This window comes from Methylobacterium sp. Leaf456 (genome assembly GCF_001425465.1).
GTDB lineage: Bacteria > Pseudomonadota > Alphaproteobacteria > Rhizobiales > Beijerinckiaceae > Methylobacterium.
Map to the genome: position 1 here is coordinate 1 of NZ_LMQV01000016.1, position 14,960 is coordinate 14,960.

At 67.6% G+C, this 14,960-nt stretch carries 9 protein-coding genes and 3 pseudogenes; 4 read left to right on the forward strand and 8 right to left on the reverse strand.

Features of this window, described 5'->3' with window-relative positions; translation table 11 throughout:
* Positions 1-575: 575 nt before the first annotated feature.
* Complete coding sequence (locus tag ASG52_RS12660) at positions 576-1,712, reverse strand: hypothetical protein (RefSeq protein WP_156383924.1); 1,137 nt, start codon at positions 1,710-1,712, stop codon at positions 576-578.
* Positions 1,713-1,909: 197 nt separating this feature from the next.
* Here ASG52_RS12660 and ASG52_RS12665 point away from each other — a divergent pair, with 197 nt between their 5' ends.
* The gene (locus tag ASG52_RS12665) at positions 1,910-3,004 is read left to right on the forward strand and encodes a YheC/YheD family protein (protein ID WP_056243489.1); all 1,095 of its coding nucleotides are present in this window, start codon (positions 1,910-1,912) and stop codon (positions 3,002-3,004) included.
* Between the two features lie 10 nt (positions 3,005-3,014).
* On the opposite strand, the gene ASG52_RS12670 is transcribed toward ASG52_RS12665, so the two are convergent.
* On the reverse strand, positions 3,015-3,263 hold the full coding sequence (locus ASG52_RS12670; RefSeq protein ID WP_056243492.1) for an acyl carrier protein: 249 nt from the start codon (positions 3,261-3,263) through the stop codon (positions 3,015-3,017).
* Positions 3,264-3,435: 172 nt separating this feature from the next.
* On the opposite strand from ASG52_RS12670, the gene ASG52_RS12675 reads away from it, so the two are divergent.
* Positions 3,436-4,152, forward strand: a complete 717-nt coding sequence (locus ASG52_RS12675) for a hypothetical protein (RefSeq protein WP_056243493.1) — start codon at positions 3,436-3,438, stop codon at positions 4,150-4,152.
* Between the two features lie 8 nt (positions 4,153-4,160).
* Here the strand turns inward: ASG52_RS12675 and ASG52_RS26310 are convergent.
* The 4 genes and pseudogenes from ASG52_RS26310 to ASG52_RS12690 form a co-directional block, all read right to left on the reverse strand.
* Positions 4,161-4,822: pseudogene (locus ASG52_RS26310) on the reverse strand (IS5 family transposase); the annotation flags it as partial.
* Between the two features lie 175 nt (positions 4,823-4,997).
* Positions 4,998-5,540: a TetR family transcriptional regulator gene (locus ASG52_RS12680; RefSeq protein ID WP_056243495.1), complete on the reverse strand. Its 543-nt coding sequence runs from the start codon at positions 5,538-5,540 to the stop codon at positions 4,998-5,000.
* Positions 5,541-5,780: 240 nt separating this feature from the next.
* Positions 5,781-8,888, reverse strand: coding sequence for an efflux RND transporter permease subunit (locus ASG52_RS12685; protein WP_056243497.1), 3,108 nt, complete (start codon positions 8,886-8,888; stop codon positions 5,781-5,783).
* The gene (locus tag ASG52_RS12690) at positions 8,885-9,970 is read right to left on the reverse strand and encodes an efflux RND transporter periplasmic adaptor subunit (protein ID WP_056243498.1); all 1,086 of its coding nucleotides are present in this window, start codon (positions 9,968-9,970) and stop codon (positions 8,885-8,887) included. Before ASG52_RS12690 ends, ASG52_RS12685 begins: the two co-directional genes overlap by 4 nt.
* A gap of 289 nt (positions 9,971-10,259) precedes the next feature.
* Between ASG52_RS12690 and ASG52_RS12695 the strand changes: the two genes are divergently transcribed.
* Positions 10,260-10,448 carry a hypothetical protein gene (locus ASG52_RS12695; RefSeq protein ID WP_056243501.1) on the forward strand — a complete coding sequence of 63 codons (189 nt, stop codon included), beginning with the start codon at positions 10,260-10,262 and terminating at the stop codon, positions 10,446-10,448.
* Between the two features lie 172 nt (positions 10,449-10,620).
* On the opposite strand, the gene ASG52_RS12700 is transcribed toward ASG52_RS12695, so the two are convergent.
* The coding region (locus ASG52_RS12700; RefSeq protein ID WP_286159030.1) for an SOS response-associated peptidase family protein at positions 10,621-11,167 on the reverse strand (547 nt) is incomplete at its 5' end.
* 1 nt (position 11,168) lies between these two features.
* A pseudogene (locus ASG52_RS28330) lies at positions 11,169-11,372 on the reverse strand (SOS response-associated peptidase); the annotation flags it as partial.
* A gap of 812 nt (positions 11,373-12,184) precedes the next feature.
* Between ASG52_RS28330 and ASG52_RS28045 the strand changes: the two are divergent.
* Positions 12,185-14,959, forward strand: a pseudogene (locus ASG52_RS28045) (PD40 domain-containing protein); the annotation flags it as partial.
* Position 14,960 lies beyond the last annotated feature (1 nt).

Consider the following 14,960-nt stretch of genomic DNA (forward strand, 5'->3'; position numbering starts at 1 on the left):
GTGTGAGAGTTCAAGCTTCGCAACTCGAACCCTACTCGAAGACCGGCGATGGCCACCTCAGCGGTGGGCCGCTCCTACACCACACACTGGGACACGACCGGGGCGTGGGACCGAGGGAGCGAACTGTGCTGAGACTCGTCGCGGCGATCACGCTGGCATCCTGCACCGCCGCCCACGCGCAGGGCGACTGCTACGATACCGTCCGATCCGTCTCGACGCTCACCTTTGCCGAGATCGAGTGCCGGGAGAATTTCGGGGCGAGCGCGGCGGCTGGGGCCGTGCAGTCCTGCGCTACGGTCCTGTCGGAGCCGGAATTTGATCAAGCGACCAGGGAGGCCGATACGGCGTTCCGCTCTCGGCTCCTGAAAGAGGGGCCAGCCACGGTTTGTGCGGATATGCGGCGCACCGCTGCTCGATAATCGAACGATCACCCGCCACAAGATCCTGCTGCGCTCAGCGCGGCCCCGCCGCCCGATCTGCTCACGGGCTGGCGGGGCGTGTCGTGTCCACATAACGCAGAGCCGTTACGCTACGCTGGCTCCCCACCAACATGGCGATGCTGGGTTGGCAGAGCCTCAACCCGGCCAAGTCGATCGGCCTTCGATCGGTTTGTCGTCGCGATCCCGCAGCGCCTCTCGTTGCAGAAACCCGATGACCATCCCCGGCACGTCCTGCGCGATGCCGGTCCAGGGGAACTGGAAATCCGTGATCGTCGGCGAGCTGTTGATCTCCAGCACCCAGTGATTGCCCGGCGCGGCCGGCTGCGTCCGATCGACGACCATCATGTCGAGCGCCGCGATCTTGAGACCCTCGATCGACCGGAAAGCGGTCTCGGCGATGGCCCGATACGAGGGGTCGGTGCCCGAGATTCCGTCATGGGTCTCACCGCCCCGCCGGATGTTGGAGACATGGTTGAGCGTGATCCGCCGTCCGTCCTCCGGCACCGTTTCCAGGCTCAGGGCCTGCGCCCGCAGCGCCCGGCGCAGATCGGGGCCGTCCACGACCATCTTGAAGACCGCGGTGTCGCGCTCGCGCAGGCGCGCGTTGCGCGCCTCGATCAGCGCGCCGAGGGTGGAGCGGCCGTCACCGGTCACGCTCGGAGAGCGGTTGAGCTTGGCCGCGACGCAATCCGGCGCGAGATAGAAGAACCGGAAGACGTCGCCGGGGACGTTGTGCTCCACGAGGACGCCGCACTTGAAGCGCCGCGCCTTGCGGAAGGCGGCGACCATCCGGGGCGCGCTGGTCAGGCCGGGATAGACGTACCAGCCCGCCCATCCCCCGTTCGGCTTGATGCAGACCGGCCGCCCGAGGCTCAGGGCGTAGGCGATCGCATCCTCCTGCGCATCGCCCGCGAAGAGGGCTCCCTCCGGCGTCGCGATGCCGACGGCGCGCAGCCGCTCCTTGACGGCAGCCTTGTCGGCGGTGAACCGCGCGAGAGGGCCGTTCACGTGGGCCCCGAGCGGGTCGGCCGGATCGTCCGAGCCGTGGCGCAGGGTACCGCGGGCGTAGCAGTAGGTGCGGGTGCCGACCCGCAGCCGCAGCCAGGGGCGCGACCGGCCGAGCCGGCGGCCGAGCACGACATCCGTCGGGATGCCGGCGGCGCGCGCGGCGATGCGCAGGCCCTCCGCTTCCAGCCCGATGCCGTCCGCCGGCATCCTCAGCGGTTCCCGCAGGTACCCACCCGGCGTCTCTCCCAGAGTCCCCTCGGTCACATGCAACTCCGTCCGGCCATGCCGCAGGTTGTAGCCGTCCGGGCCTCCTGCCGACAGGCGCGGGGCCGGTCAGGATGTCGTGAAAATCCTGCGCGACCCTCCGCGGCGCGCTCGCGGATCGCCGAAATCTGCTAACCAGCGAGCCGATGCATGATGCCGGCCCGACCCGCCCGACACCTCCGCCGGTAATTGCGCCCGTGATCGGCCTCCTCGTGTTCGCCAAGGCGCCGCGCGAGCATCTCCCGCCCCTCAGGCTCCGCGCGATGATTGCGGAAGCCGTGCTGCAGGGCGCGCGGCTGGCACTGTTCAGCGCAGCCGACTGCGATCCCGACGGCGGCACCGTCACCGCGGAGACGTGGTCGCAGGCGGGCTGGACGCGCTCGCCGATGCCGCTGCCCGACGTCGTCCTGATCGTCAGCAACCCGAGACATGCCCAGCATCGGCGCATCGAGCGGTGGATCCGTGGCCGGACGGCCTTCGTGCGCGATTTCGGGCCCGACAAGCTGACGCTGCCCGCCCTGCTCGCGGCGACGCCGCTCGCCCGCCACGTCATCCCGCAGCGCCGGATCGAGCCCGAGGCGCCGGCCGCGCAGATCGCGGACTGGCTGCGCACCCACGGCGACTGCGTGGTCAAGGCCGTGAGCGGCAAGCGCGGGCACGGCATCTTCCGGATTCACGCGGGCGCCGCGGGCCGGTGGAGCGTGCGCAAGGACGACGCCGAGACGCATTTCCTCGATGCGACGGCGGCGGCGGCGGCGGTTGGGCGGCGCATCGCCGGCCGGTTGGGCTACCGGGCCTACATCGTCCAGACCTACGTGCCCTCGGTCAGCCCCGACGGCCGGGCGGCGGATATCCGCGTCCACGTGCAGCGCGACGGAGGTGGTCGATGGGGGGTGACCCGAGGCTACGTGCGGCTCGGCGAGGCGGGGCAGGCCGTCAGCAACGTCAGCCGGGGCGGCTATCAGGGTCCCCTGGAGGGCTTTCTCGGGACGCGTCAGGTCCGGCCGGCGGCGGAACTCCTGGCCGAGATCGAGACGCTCGCCCTCGACGTGGCGACGACGATCGAGGCGACGTTCGGACGGACCCTGTCGGAACTCGGCGTCGACATCGCGCTGGATCGGCAGGACCATCTCTGGCTGATCGAGGCGAACACCCATCCGCAGAGCAGCCTGCACGAGCACGACCGCGCCGTCCGCACCATCGCCTACGCCCTCCACCGCGCGACGCAGCCGCCTCCGGACGACCGCGCGATCGAGGAGATCGACGAGGCCATGGACGACACCGATGCGTAGCTTCTCCGATCTACGATGCGGGGGGCGCCTTGCGGGCCTCTTCGAGGGTCGAGATCAGGACGGACAGGCTCTGCTCGCCCTTCATGAACCATTCCGGATCGGCCCTCGTCTCGAACGTTTTCTCGAATTCGAGCGCCATCTCCACGGCATCGACCGAGTCGAAATCGTAAACCTGCATCGGGGCGTCGCAGTCGATCTCGTCCGAATCCTCCCCCGACACCGTCGCGACGTAGACGATGGCCCATCGTCTAAGATCCATTCCCGTCTCCTGCTGCGGGCGCGTGCTATGTCGCGACCCGCTTCAGCGGCGTCCGACACGGCTCCGGGGCAGCCATAGGCCGGGAACGGCACCGGCCGAAAGGGGAATGCCCCTGCCGCCATTCGATTCGACAAACGGCGGCGGACGGCCGCCCGGAGTGCACTGGCCCGATATGTCCCGGTCGAACGACGACGAGGAAATCCCGCCCGACATCATCGAGCGCGTGCTCGGCAGCTTCTCGCCGATCCCGCCCCAGGCGGCGCGGCGCGCCGGAAGGCTCGTCGTCTTCAACGAGAATGGCCGCCGGACGCCGATCTTCTGGTGCTTCAACCATTTCGGCGAACCCTATCTCCTGGCGGCCCGCCTCGGCGCGGATCAGCCCCTCTACGCCATGCATTCGTTCCAGGGTGTGGTCGAAAAGCCGTCGCAGAAGCGGCGCTACCGGTCGCACCTCGCCAACCTCTACACGCAGTCGATCCTCGATCACGCGGCAGGGCCGCGGATCGTGATCGGCGGAAACTGCCAGTCCGCCCTGATCGCCGAGGCGGTCGCACGCAACGTCGCCGCGCGGACCGGGCGCCATCCCCTCTTGATGATGCTGGAGCACGATCCGGCTGCCGCCTGCGAAGGCCCCTTGCTGCTGCTGTTCGGCGATCAGAGCCGAGCCTACAACCCGTTCCTCAGAGAGGCCGATCCTGTAAGTCGCTGGCGGGAGCGGCACCGCAACGTAGCCTGGGGCATCCTCAAGGGCGCGCACGGCACCTATTTCCGCGAGCCGGGCATCCTCGATTTGACCGGGTTCCTCCGCCGAGCGGTCGATGTTTTCGACGAGACGGGCCGGATTCCCGACGGCGCGATGCAGCCCGCGGCCCCCGCCGACGCGATGTGATCGCTGCTCGGCTGGACGGCGAAGCCGACCTGTCCGGGCGGCTTGCGCACGATCTCGACATCGATGCTCGTGGCTGTGGCAGGCCGATCGCCCGCCTAACCCGCATCGGCGAACGCCTTGGTGGTGAGGGGAACGTGCGTCGTGACCGTCTCAACACCGGCACCGCTCCGTCGCGATCCTGCACATCGGCAGGCTGCGGATCGAGGACGAGGGCGCGCCCGTCCGTGTCGACCAGAGCTTGGCGCTTGCGGCCCTTCACCTTCTTGCCGGCATCGTAGCCGCGCGGCCCGCCGCTCTCCGTGGTCTTGATACGCTGACTGTCCGGAACCGCCGCGGATGGCGAGGCCTCGCGCCCGACCCGTTCACGGTCAGCCATGACGAGGTGGTGATTGATCCGGCCGAACAGGCCGTCGTCACGCCAGCGGCTGAAATAGCCGTAGGTGGTCGAACGCGGCGGTAAGTCCTTCGGGATCAGACGCCAGGCAATCCCGCCGCGCAGCACACAGAAGATCGCGTTCAGGATCGCCCGCATCGTCCAGATCGGCGGACGCCCGCACGGCGCAGGCTGGGGCATCCATGGCTCGATGACAGACCACTGGGCATCCGTCAGGTCGGTTTCGCAGCGCAACTCCGAGCGGCCATGCTGCCGTCGGGTGGTCGGGGTCCACATGGCACTTCCAGATCAGGCTTCAGCACCCTTCTGGAATCACCCGTGACCGGCTGACCCATACAGAAACACGGCAAAAAGATTATTAATTTAATCTATTTGACCGCGTAAGGTCGGTCAATGTGAATTCGTCCTTCCCAACGGAGGCGCGCTCCGGAGAGCGGGCTCCCGGGACCCTTCAGCCTGCGATGGTGGATCGGGCCGCTGTGAGCAGTTCGTCGGCCAACGCCTCGTCGTCGACGCCCCGCGCCAGCACCACCGCCCCGACCATCGTCGACAGCGCGATTAGGGCTCGTTGCCTGCGCCGTTCCTTCGTGGCCTTGGGCAGCCTGTCCGCGATGAGGCCGGCGAGCCCTTTGACCGCATGGGTGAACCGCGACCGCAAAGCGCTTCCGGAAGGCTCCCGACCGATGTCGTTCACCAGGGCCGCGACGGGGCAGCCCTTCCCGGGCGTTCGGACGTGACCGAGCGAGAGGTAGTTCTCGATAAAGGTGTCGAGGTTCGCCCGGTATTCGTTACCGATCGCGGCATCGAATGCCTCGGCCGCGAGGGCCTCCTTGTTGGCGAACTGGCCGTAGAAGCCGCCATGGGTCAGGCCGGCGGCCGCCATGATGTCCACGACGCCGATGCCGTTCAGGCCGCGCTCCCGGAACAGAGAGGACGCGACTTCCACGACCCGCTGGCGGTTGAGCTTGGCTTGCTCCTGCGAAACCCTCGGCATCCTATTGTCCTTCGCCGTTACAGAGATCCATATAGATGCAAGAAGTCATGTATTGAAGGGGCGGAGGCTCGTGGGAGCTCCTGTCAGCTCCGACAAGCCTTAGGCAGTGGAAAAAGCTGATCGACCGGCCTGCGTGAGGTGAGCGGAATCGCAGGCCGGTCGACGCATCGCACGTTCGGAAGGACAAACGCGCGATCTCGGATTGCCTCGAGGGCGGGGCAACAAAGGGTTCGTCCCGTCTCAGGACTTTACGGGCATCGGCACTGCGTGGGTTCCGGCAGCGCTCTCCTTGCCGCGCGGCTCCCGCGCGACCCGGAACCAGAGGGCATAGAGGGCCGGCAGGAAGAGGAGCGTCAGCAGGGTGCCGACGCCGACGCCTCCGATCAGCACGTAGGCCAGCGCCCCCCAGAACACCGAGTGGGTGAGCGGGACGAAGGCCAGCATCGCGGCGGCCGCGGTCAGGATGACGGGACGCGCCCGGCGTACGGTCGATTCGACGATGGCGTCGTAGTCCGACAAGCCTGCCGCCTGGTCGTGGTGGATCTGGTCCACGAGGATCAGGGTGTTGCGCATCAGGATGCCCGACAGCGCGATCAGGCCGAGGATCGCGTTGAAGCCGAAGGGCTGCCCGAAGATCAGAAGTGTCGGCGCGGCCCCCACCAGCCCGAGAGGGGCGGTCGCGAATACCATGAACATCGCCGAAAACGACCGGACCTGGATCATGATGATCGTCAGCGTGACGAACAGCATGACCGGGAACACGGCTGCCAGCGACATCTGCGCCTTCACGCTCTCCTCGACCGAGCCGGCCGTGTCGATGCGGTAGCCCGGCGGCAGCTTGGCCTTGATCGGGTCGAGCAGCGGGAAGACCTGGGCGTGGATGTCCGGCGGCTGCTTGCCGTCCAGAACGTCGCCCTGCACGCGGATGTAGGTCTCGCGGTTGTAGCGCTTGAGCACCGCGTCCTCGTAGCGGGTTTCCAGTCGCGCCACTTGCGAGACCGGCACCTGGCGCCCGTCCTTCGTCGCCAGCGTCAGGTCGCCGATGTCGCCGAGCGAGCGCCGCTCGGGGCCGGGACTGCGCAGGAGCACGTCGACCGAGCGCAGGTTTTCGCGCACCTGGGTCGCGGGCGTGCCATTGAGGTAGTTCTGCAACTGCTGGCCGGCCTCCTTCGGCGTCAGGCCGATCAGGCGCAGGCGCTCCTGATCCAGCGCGAGGCGTAAGGATGGTGTCTTGTCGCCCCAGTCGAGGTGAACCATCCGCATGTTCGGGTTGGAGGCCATCGCCTCGGCCACCTCCGCCGCGATGCCGCGGATCACGTCGAGGTCGGGTCCCACCACGCGGAAGGCGACGGGGAACCGGACGGGGGGGCCGAACACGATCTGCAGCACCCGTACCCGCGCCTCGGGAAAACGGCCTTCGTCGACAAGCCCCCGCACTTTGACCCTGAGAGCGTCGCGGGCGGCTGCGTCGGCCGTCTGCACGACGATCTGCGCGAAGGCGGGGTCCGGCAGTTCCGGGTCGAACGAGAGCACGAAGCGCGGCATGCCCTGGCCGATGTAGCTCGTGATCTCGCGCGCCTCCGGCAGGTCGCGCACGGCGGCCTCGATCTTCTTCACGCTGGCCTCGGTGGTGGCGAAGGCCGAGCCTGCCGGCAGCGTCACCTCGACGATGAGTTCGGGGCGCTCTGAATTCGGGAAGAACTGCTGCTCGACCTTGCCCATGGCAACCACAGCGACGGCGAACAGACCGACCGTAATGCCGGCAGCCCACCATTTGTGATCGACGGACATCCGCACGACCCGGCGTAGGCGCTCGTAGTTCTTCGTGGCGTAGATGGCGTCGTGCCCGCCCTCGACGCGTCTGATGTTGGGCAGGAGCTTGACGCCGAGATAGGGCGTGAACGTCACCGCCACGATCCACGAGATGATGAGCGAGAACGACACCACCCAGAAGATGTTGCCGGCGTACTCACCCGCCGTCGAGGCGGCGAAGCCGACGGGAAGGAAGCCCGCGATGGTGACGACCGTACCCGTCAGCATCGGCGCGGCGGTCGAGCTCCAGGCATAGGTCGCCGCCTCGATGCGGTCGTAGCCCTCCTCCATGCGCACCACCATCATCTCGATGGCGATGATGGCGTCGTCGACGAGGAGCCCGAGCGAGATGATCAGGGCGCCCAGCGTGATGCGGTCGAAGTCGCGCCCGGTGAGCATCATCACCACGAACACCGCCGAGAGCGTCAGCGGCACGGCGAGCGCCACCACGATGCCGACGCGGAAGCCGAGCGCGACCAGGCTGACGAAGATCACGACGCCCAGCGCGGTGAAGAACTTCACCATGAACTCGTGGATGGCGTCGTCGATGACCTTCGCTTGGTCGGTGATCTTGGTGAACGTGATGCCGACGGGCGTCTCGTGATGGATGGCGACCTCCTCGGCGTTGAGCGCCTCGCCGAGCTTGAGGCCGTTGTAGCCGGGCTTCATCACGAGGCCGAGCATCAGCGCGGGCTCGCCGTCGTTGCGGATCTCGAAGGTCCGTGGGTCCTCGTAGCCACGCTTCACCTCGGCGATGTCGCCAAGCTTGAGGCTGCGGTCGCCGGCGGCCACGGGCAGGTTGCGGATCGCGTCGAGCCCGTCGATGGCGCCGTCGAGGCGCAAGTACACGCGCGGGCCCTCGGCCTCGACGAAGCCCGCGGGCGTCACGTCGTTCTGGTTGGCGAGCGCGGCCAGGAGCTGCTGGCCGTTGATGCCCAGCGTCGCGAGGCGCTGGTAGGAAATCTCGACGAAGATCTTCTGGGCCTGCTCGCCGAGGATGTTGATCTTCTCGACGCCGGGCACCCGCAGCAGGCGCTGGCGCAGGTCCTCGGCGCGCAGCACCAGTTGGCGGTGCGGTAGGCCCTTTGACTGCACGGCGTAGAGGGCGAAGTAGATGTCCGAGAACTCGTCGTTGAACAACGGCCCCATCACGCCGCGCGGCAGGCTGGACGCCTGGTCCGAGAGCTTCTTGCGCGCCTGGTAGAACTCCGACTGGAGTTTGGCCGGCGGCATGTTGTCCTTGAAGATGACCTTGGTCGTCATCAAGCCGGGCCGGACCGTCGTTTCGGCCCGGTCGTAGTAGACGAGTTCTTGCAGGCGCTTCTCCAGCGGGTCGGCGACCTGGCGCTGCATCTCTTCCGCCGTGGCCCCCGGCCAAGCGACGGCGACCGTCATGACCTTCACGGTGAAGGCCGGGTCCTCGGCGCGTCCCAGCTTCTCGAAGGCGAAGAAGCCCGCGCCGGTCAGCGCGATGAGCAGGAAGAGCGTGACGGCCCGCTCGCGGACGGCGAGCGCCGAGAGGTTGAAGCCGCTCATCGCACCACCCCCGTCATGCTGGACGGCGCCTGGCGGACTTTCTGGTCGGCCTTCAGGAGGTGGGCGCCCAGCGCCACGATCCGGTCGCCCGGATCGAGTCCGGCCGCGATCTCGGCGCGCTCCTCACCCATGCGGGCGACCCGCACGGCTTGCGGCTTCACTGTGCCGGTGGCATCGTCGAAGCGCCAGACCGAGGGGCCGCGCCCCTGGTCGAACAAGGCCGCCAGGGGCACCTCCACCGTGGCGGGACGAGACGGGTCCTGGGACTTGAGCTGCAGGGTGACGGTGGCGCCGAGGGCTGCGTCCTCGCCGCCGCCCGAAAGGATGTAGCGCGCCCGGTAGGTGCGCGTGGCCGGATCGGCCGTAGCGGACAACTCGCGCAGCCGGGCCGGATAGGTCGTCTCGCCCTCGGCGTAGAGCGTGGCGGTGGCGTCGCCCTTGGCCAGACGCCGGCTTGCCTCCGGCAGAAAGATCTCCGCCTCGCGGGCGCCGTCACGCGCCAGCTTCACGACGGTCTGACCGGCGGCGACCACTTCCCCGGGATAGGAGGGCACCTCCATGACCACGCCGTCGGCATCGGCCTGGAGCTCGGCATAGCCCGCTTGGTTCTGGATCTGGCTGGCCTGGGCGTCGGCGTTGGCGAACTGAGCGATGGCGGCATCGGCCGCGGCCTTGTTCTGGTCGTAGGTCTGCTTCGAGGTCCACCCGTCGGCCACGAGCTTGCGGCTGCGCTCCTCGTCGGCCCGGGCCTTGATCATCTGGGCGCGGGCCGCCTCGACGGAGGCGCGGGCGGCGTTGAGGGCGAGGCTGTAGTCGGTGCGGTCGAGGCGCATCAGGGGCTGGCCGCGGGTGACGTGGTCACCCGGATCGACGAGGCGCTCGAAGATCTTGCCGCCGACGCGGAAGCCGAGGTTGCTCTCGGTGCGAGCCCGGATCGTGCCGGTGTAGCGCGAGACCCCGCCGATCCCCTGAGCGACCTCGGCAACCTGGACCAAGGGCGGCTCCGGGTTCACGGCCGTCTCCGCCGGCGAGCAGCCTGAGAGAGCCAAGCCGGCCAGACCGATCACCCATCTCGCGTCCATCACCGGTTCCCCCCGAAGCCAACTGAGCGTTTGAAATGAAGACCATCATTTATTACGGTCGTCATCTATCGTCAATGGCCTTCGCCGGCTGACCTGACCGGCTGGTTTTGGACCGGGCTGATTGAGAGGATCAGCCCGGACCGAAGGATTTGGACATGCGGCGAGGTCAGAAGACGAGCGCGGAGCAGGTCGCGCTCAAGCTGCGCCAGATTGAACGCCGCGGAGGCGCAGCCCGGCTCATAGGGCCGGACGAGGCCGGCAGGCGTCGAGGCGTCGAGCCCTCTCGCACATGGCGGCGGGGAGGGTGGCGCAGCCGCAGGGGTACAGCGCGATCGGCGACCTGTTCGGGTCGTTTGGAACGGCCTTCGCCACACAGGCCGCTAACGAGCGGGCCGCGGCGCTGTCGGGCGGGGCCTACAAGGCGCCCTACAGCACCGGGCTGTTCGGCGGGCGCGGCGCGGTCAAGAACACGGCGTGACCGGCTGTCACCGGAGGTGCAGAACGCCGCCACCCACAGCGCGATCCCACGCGAACAGGTGCAAACCCCTCAGGGCCCGCGCTTCGTCCAAGGCTGTGACGCGCGGTCGGAGTGCCGATCTGGGAGTTCGCGGCGAAGCAGGGAGCGCGATGAGCGAGGCCTTCCTCTGGTTTCAGCCGTCGTGCTTCGCTCCACGGCTCACCACCTCAAGCGATCCATCTGGCAGCGGGCGCTGCAGTGCCTTCGCCTCCGACCACGGCGCGCGCAGCCACGTATCGCGCTCCTCCTCCGACGTCAGGATCACCGGCATCGCCTTGGGATGCACCGCGCCGACCTCGGCGTTCGGCGTACGGGTCAGGAAGGCGTAGAGGTCGTCCGTCGTCTCGCCGTCCTTGAGCTTGCGCACCGAGGTCCAGCCCTCCGCCCTGATCCCGGCGAAGCAGGCGAGCGGACGCTCCTCGTTCAGGGCGAACCAGATGTCGCCGCCGGCCGCCTTGTTGAACTCGCTGAACGAGGACAGCGGCACGAAGCAGCGGTGTTCCGGCCCGAGCCAGCGGCGCCAGTGCGGCGAGCCGGTGTTGCGCACGTTGGTGACGCCCGAATCGACTCTTTTGCCCTCCAGCGCGAAGGCCGGCGAGGGCATGCCCCAGCGGTACATCGAGAGCACGCGCTGCCCGTCCGCGACGTGGACGATCGGGGCGGCGGTGTTGGGGAAGATGNACCCTCCAGCGCGAAGGCCGGCGAGGGCATGCCCCAGCGGTACATCGAGAGCACGCGCTGCCCGTCCGCGACGTGGACGATCGGGGCGGCGGTGTTGGGGAAGATGCCGCGCAGCGGCGGCAGGTTGCCGGTACGGTCGGCATCGATCCGAAACGCGCGCCGAATTTCGTCCTGACTCTTTGTCAGGCTGTAGAGGTTGCACATGGGCGCGACCGTAGCAGATGCGTTCAGCCCTTGCCGCTGCCGACCGATCGCAGCCGCAACTCTGCGACGCTGGCTGACATCCTGTCCGCCCCCAACAGCGTCGAGCGGATTCGTCGCCTCGTCCAGCGCGGCGCCGACAAGCCCGCCCATGTACGACTGACGTCGTGGCAGCGAACCTGTCTTTGCCCGCCAGCCCGCTTGTGGCTCTTCGGCACGGGGTGCTGAATTTCTCGCCACCGATCACCCTCCACCCTCGTCAGGTGGAGGCTTCCCAGATACAACCGGCACAACGCTCGGAGCGACAGCCGCTCGATCGTTGCGGCATTGAATTTTTGCTAACTTGACGCGGCAGGGGTCGTTTCGTGGCAAGCTCTCCCTTCACTTATGCGTTCGCTCATCAACCGCTGCCGATTTTCGGGGGCTTGTCAGGATCGAGGGACAGCAGAGATTTCGTTTCGGCGGATGGAAACCTGACGATTCGCTATAATAACGGCTTTGGTGACTTCATCGTCACAAACAATACCACCGGCCAAGATTCTACCATCCAAACGAGTGGCGACAGCAATAAGCCACTAGCCTTTTCCCCGGATGGAAGGTATTTCTATTATAATGAAAGATACGAAGGTATTTTTGACATCATCAATTATATTGTTCAGTATGACCTACAGACAAAGACGGCAAAAACCCTCGGTAAGGCTGAAACTTTTTCGCTCACTCGCGTAGTGGCGGACGATCAATCCTCTATTATAGCATTGACGGAGAACGATGCCGGACAGCTCGTCTATTCGGCATTCGCCACGAACACCGGCTCTGTGATCCCTCTGGATGCGAACGCGTCAGGGAGCGGGGGCAACGGCCAGGTCAGCGAAGTCTATCCGGTGAACGGCGGCACCGCCGTCGTCTTCGTGAGCACGTCGAGCAACCTGGTTGCGGGGGACGTCAACGGCGTCGCCGACGTCTTCCTGAAGAACCTCAGGACGGGCGAGGTCACGCTCCTGTCCAAGTCGGGCTCGGGCGCGCAAGCGAACGGCGCCTCCGGCAGCGTCAGCGTGTCGGCCGACGGCAGCAAGATCGTCTTCAGCAGCACGGCCACCAACCTCTCCTCGACCGACACCGCCGGCTTCAAGAACGTCTACGTGAAGGATATCGCCACGGGTGCGCTCACGCTGGTATCCGTGACGGCTGCCGGTACGGCCGGCAACGGCGATTCGACCGACGGTGTCCTCTCGCCCGACGGCCGATCGGTCGCCTTCCAGAGCACGGCGTCCAACCTCGTCGCGAACGACACCAACGGCCGGCAGGACGCCTTCCTCAAGTCGCTCGACGGCGGCGGCGTCACGGCGCTCTCCTTCGTCAAGGAAGGCGGCAGCGCGGTCGAGGCTCCGGCCGGCGGGAAGCCCGTCTTCAGCGCCGATGGCGGCTTCGTCGACTTCGGCGGCGCTTCCTATGCGATCGATGCGGCCGGCTTCCTCATCGTCAACGTGAGGAGCGCGAATTCCGCCACCGTCGTCGATGGCCTGTCCGTGTCGAAGGGCGACGGAACCGCCGCCGCCACCTACAAGAATGTGTTCGACGGCTTCACGCTGAATTCGGTGTCGGCGGGCCTCGATTACGACCGGGACGGCGACTTCAGGGCGACGCTTACGGCCCTGAAAGGTACGACGCCCGGCGAAAGCCAGAGCTTCCTCGTCAAGGTCCGGGCCCATTCCGGCGCCCAGACCTTCACCGGCGACGGCACCGGCGAACTGGTGCTGCTGTCGTCAGTCAACGACAAGGCCGATGGCGGGGCCGGCGACGACACGCTGTACGGCTATCGCGGTGCCGACGACCTGAGCGGCGGGGCCGGCAACGACGTCCTCGACGGCGGGCTCGGCAACGACATCCTGCGCGGCGGCGTCGGCGACGACACCTACTACATCGACAACGCCTCCGACCTGATCGTCGAGGCGGCCGGGGCCGGCCGCGACACGGCCTACGCCGCCTACTCGGCGACGCTGGCGGCGAATGTCGAGGATCTCGTCCTCACCGGCGCCGCCCTCCAGGGCAACGGCAACGCGCTGAACAACACGATCACCGGCAACGACGCCGCCAACACCCTTCAGGGGCTCGACGGCGACGACGTGCTCGATGGCGGGCTCGGTCCCGACCGGATGATCGGCGGCGCCGGCAACGATCGCTACTTCGTCCAATCCCTCGACGATGTCGTCGAGGAGGCGGCGGGCGGCGGCATCGACACCGTCGTCAGCAGGGTCAGCCTGACCCTCGGCGACAACGTCGAGAATCTGACGCTGTCCGATGAGGGCACCGGATTCAATTCGAATGACAAGGCGGTCAACGGAACCGGGAATGCCCTCGCCAACGTCATCACCGGCAACCTGCTGGGCAATACGCTGACGGGTTTCGACGGCGACGATACGCTGATCGGCGGTGGCGGTAACGACCGGCTGTTGGGCGGCAACGGCGCGGATCGCCTCGAAGGCGGCCTCGGCAACGACACCCTGGATGGCGGCAACGGGGCCGACGTCCTGATCGGCGGTGCGGGCAACGACCGGTATCGGGTCACGAGTACCCAGGACCGGGTCGTGGAGATCGCCGGAGAGGGCAACGACCGGATCACGACGACCGTCGACTGGACGCTGGAACGCGGGTCGGGCGTGGAAGAGCTCGCCGCGGACGGGAACGGATCCTTCAAGCTCGTCGGCAACGAACTTCAGAATACGATCACCGGCGGCTATCGCAACGACATCCTCGATGGAGGGGCCGGCGCCGACACGCTGTATGGCAGGACCGGAGACGACACGTATTATGTCGATGACGCGGGTGATCGAGTCGTGGAGTCGTCCTTCGATGGCGGGTCGGACACCGTCATCTCCTCCGGCAGCTTCATGCTGGAGGCGGGCGCCACGATCGAGACCCTGAAGTTCGCCGACAATCGCGCCAGTGGGGTTTTGGAACTGGTCGGCAGCTCCGTCGGTCAGACCCTGATCGGCAACGACGGCGCGAGCCGGCTGTTCGGGCGCGGCGGCGACGACACCTACATCGTCGAAGGGGGGGACGACCTCGTGTTCGAGGCCGTGGGCGCGGGCAACGACACCGTCATCTCCTCCGGCAGCTACACGCTGGCCGCCGGCCAGGAGATCGAGACCCTCCGGCTCGCCGACCCGACCGGCACCGCCGCCCGCAGCCTCAAGGGCAACGGCTTCGCCAACACCCTGATCGGCAACGCCAGCAACAACGGCCTCGATGGCGACGGCGGCGCCGACCGGCTGTTCGGCGGGGCCGGCAACGACACCTACATCGTCGACGATGCCGGCGACCTCGTGTTCGAGAAGGCCGGCGAGGGCACCGACACCGTCCGCACCTCGGTCGGCTACACGCTGGCCGCGGGGCAGTCGATCGAGACCGTCGAACTCACCGGCACCGCCGCGCTCGACCTCACCGGCAACGAACTCGCCAACCGGCTGGTCGACAATGCCGGCGACAACCGCCTCGACGGCGGCGCGGGCGACGACGTCCTCGTCAGCACGGGCGGGCAGGACGTGCTGCTCGGCAACCGCGGCACCGACAGCGCGGTGATCGACCGCTCCN